The sequence below is a fragment of the Klebsiella sp. 141162 genome (genome assembly GCF_050600755.1).
In the GTDB taxonomy this organism is placed as follows: domain Bacteria; phylum Pseudomonadota; class Gammaproteobacteria; order Enterobacterales; family Enterobacteriaceae; genus Klebsiella; species Klebsiella aerogenes.
This window is the reverse complement of the sequence record NZ_JAQIRI010000021.1, coordinates 1-3,039: the sequence shown is the minus strand read 5'-3', so window position 1 is coordinate 3,039 and position 3,039 is coordinate 1. Positions and strand designations below refer to the sequence as shown.

Here is a 3,039-nt window from a genome sequence, read left to right as displayed (position 1 = left end):
CATCAGGCGTGGATCCTGGCGCAGCGCTATGATGCGGTGGTAGCGAACCCGCCGTATATGGGTGGGAAAGGAATGAATGGCGAGCTGAAAGAGTTCGCTAAGAAACAATTCCCTGACAGTAAGTCAGATTTGTTTGCGATGTTTATTGAACGTGGCTTTGGCTGGCTCAAAGATGGCGCATTTAACTCGATGGTTACAATGCAATCATGGATGTTCTTGTCCAGTTACGAAAATATGCGTGAAAATATTCTGGATAAGTTCACTATTGATACTATGGTACATATGGGCAATGGGGTAATGAAGATTGCCTTTGGTACCAATGCGACAGTGTTTAGAAATGCTCATATACCGTCTTACCACGGTATGTTCTCTTATGCTGGAAATGATGATATTAACGATGAAGGTTATCCGAAAGAGTTTCCGGTTAAAAATGGTCGTTTAAAAACCGCTGCTGCTTCTGACTTCAAAAAAGTCCCTGGTGCACCAATTGCGTATTGGGTATCAGATAAAATATTGGAGGCTTTTGAAATAAACAAAACATTTTCTGAGATCGCTGATGCAAGAGCTGGTTTACAAACGAGTGATAACAACAGGTTTTTACGTCTATGGCATGAAGTTTCTGTTGAAAACATTAATTTTAATAACAAAACTCGCGGCGAGTCATTAAATTCCACTCAGAAATGGTTCCCATGTAATAAAGGAGGGGCGTATAGAAAATGGTTTGGGAATTTTGAACACATTGTAAATTGGAAAAATGATGGCGAGGAATTATTTAAATTTGCTACAGAATTATACGGTTCTCCTACAAGAATAATAAAAAACGCTGAATATTATTTTAGAGATGGTATTACATGGAGTGATGTTACGTCAGGTGATTCTAGCTTCAGATTTTTACCTCCCGGGTTTATATTTGATGCAACAGGTCATTGTGCTTTTTTCAGTTCAAATGAAGATAAACTTCTAGCTTTAGGTATTCTTAACTCTAATTTCATTACAAGTGTTGCAAAAATACTCAACCCAACAATGCATTTCCATGTTGGGTACTTTAGAGCTTTACCTTACAGTGAAAAACTACAGGGTGAAATTGAAGGAAAAGTGGAGGAGTTGGTATTAATAACGGAGTGCGATTGGAATGAATCTGAAGTAAATTGGGGATTTAGCACTCCGCAAATGATCAAAAAAAAAGGTGGAAAATTAAGTTTAAAATATGAGAGTTGGTTTCAGGATTGTAATGAACGAACACATTTAGTTATGCACCTTGAGACCATTATTAATAATTTAGTCAATAGGGCATATGGGGTTGAGTCTATTTATAAAGATGACGTGGAATTTAAAAAAATCACTCTAAACACGAACCCTTTATATCGTTATAATATCGAAGAAATTAATGATGAGATCTGTTATAGGTTCCGTTCTGATATTATAGCCGAATTAATCTCATATGCCATTGGCTGTCAAATGGGCCGATACTCCCTCGATCGTGAAGGTCTGATCTACGCCCGCGAAGGCAACAAAGGTTTTGCCGAATTAGTCAGCGAAGGCGCCTATAAAACCTTCCCCGCCGATGAAGATGGCATCCTGCCATTAATGGACTCCGACAGGTTTGATGACGACGTTACCGCCCGCGTGAAAGAATTCGTTCGCATCGCCTGGGGCGAAGAATATCTGCAGGAAAACCTCAATTTCATCGCCGAAAGCCTCTGTTTGTACGCCATCAAGCCAAAAAAAGGCGAATCTTCGCTCGATACCATCCGTCGCTATCTTTCCACTCAGTTCTGGAAAGATCATATGAAGATGTACAAGAAACGCCCAATTTACTGGCTGTTCAGCTCCGGTAAAGAGAAAGCGTTTGAGTGTCTGGTCTATCTGCACCGTTATAATGAAGGCACGCTGTCGCGTATGCGTACCGAATACGTAGTTCCGCTGTTGGCACGCTACCAGGGCAATATCGATCTGCTTAACGATCAGCTTAAGAATGCGGAATCTGGTGCGGCCACCACACGCCTGAAAAAAGAGCAGGATGGTCTGACCAAAAAATTCAATGAGCTGCGCAATTTTGACGATCGCTTGCGTCACTATGCTGATAGACGTATCACTATTGATCTGGATGACGGCGTTAAGGTTAACTACGGCAAATTTGGTGATCTGCTGGCGGATGTAAAAGCCATTACCGGCAGTGCACCTGAAGAAATTTGAATTTAAATTTTCAACAAGCCAGTTCTCCAATAGTTCTGGCTTTTAATAATTTTAAAATATGCCCGTTATTTGAACGCCAGCATGTTTATTGAATTTATTGGGATTGAATATGAATACGTCCAACATCAAAAAATATGCCCCGGTGGCACGTAAACAGTTCCGTGGTGCAGTCATGCAAAAACTGACCACGCTGGGTATTGAGGCCGATAAAAAAGGCAACCTGCAAATTGCTCAAGCAACCGATCTTGGCGACAGTGTGCGTTATGGTCAGTTCTCACTGGATAAATCACTGGCGTCACGCCGTGAGCGTCTGGTCAAGCGTGCCGAAAAGCGGGGTTACGAGGTGCTGGTGGAGCACATCGCTTACACCTGGTTTAACCGCTTCTGCGCTATTCGCTATATGGAGCTGCACGGCTATCTTGATCACGGTTTCCGTATGCTGTCTAACCCGACGCTGGAAGGGGGTTTTGAGGTTCTGGATCATGTGCCGGAAGTGGCTGATGCTCTGGGGCTGGACAAAGCGCGCCTCGTGGAGATGAAGCTGGCGGGCGATCGCGATGAAGAGCTGTACCGTGAACTGTTGCTTGCGCAGTGCCATGCACTTCATGGCGCGATGCCTTTCCTGTTCGAAGCGGTCAATGATGATATCGAACTGGTACTCCCGGATAACCTGACCCGCACTGATTCCATTCTGCGCGGGCTGGTGGATATTATTCCTGAAGAAGACTGGGAACAGGTCGAAGTGATTGGCTGGCTGTATCAGTTTTACATCTCCGAGAAAAAAGACGATGTGATCGGCAAGGTGGTAAAGAGCGAAGATATTCCCGCCGCTACTCAGCTGTT

At 43.4% G+C, this 3,039-nt stretch carries 1 protein-coding gene and 1 pseudogene; both read left to right on the top strand.

Annotation, left to right across the window (positions count from 1 at the left end):
• Positions 1-2,196, top strand: a 2,196-nt coding sequence (gene pglX, locus PGR23_RS24365) for a BREX-1 system adenine-specific DNA-methyltransferase PglX (RefSeq protein ID WP_430915671.1), incomplete at its 5' end; no start/stop codon positions are given.
• 109 nt (positions 2,197-2,305) lie between these two features.
• Positions 2,306-3,039, top strand: a pseudogene (locus tag PGR23_RS24360) (BREX-1 system adenine-specific DNA-methyltransferase PglX); the annotation flags it as partial.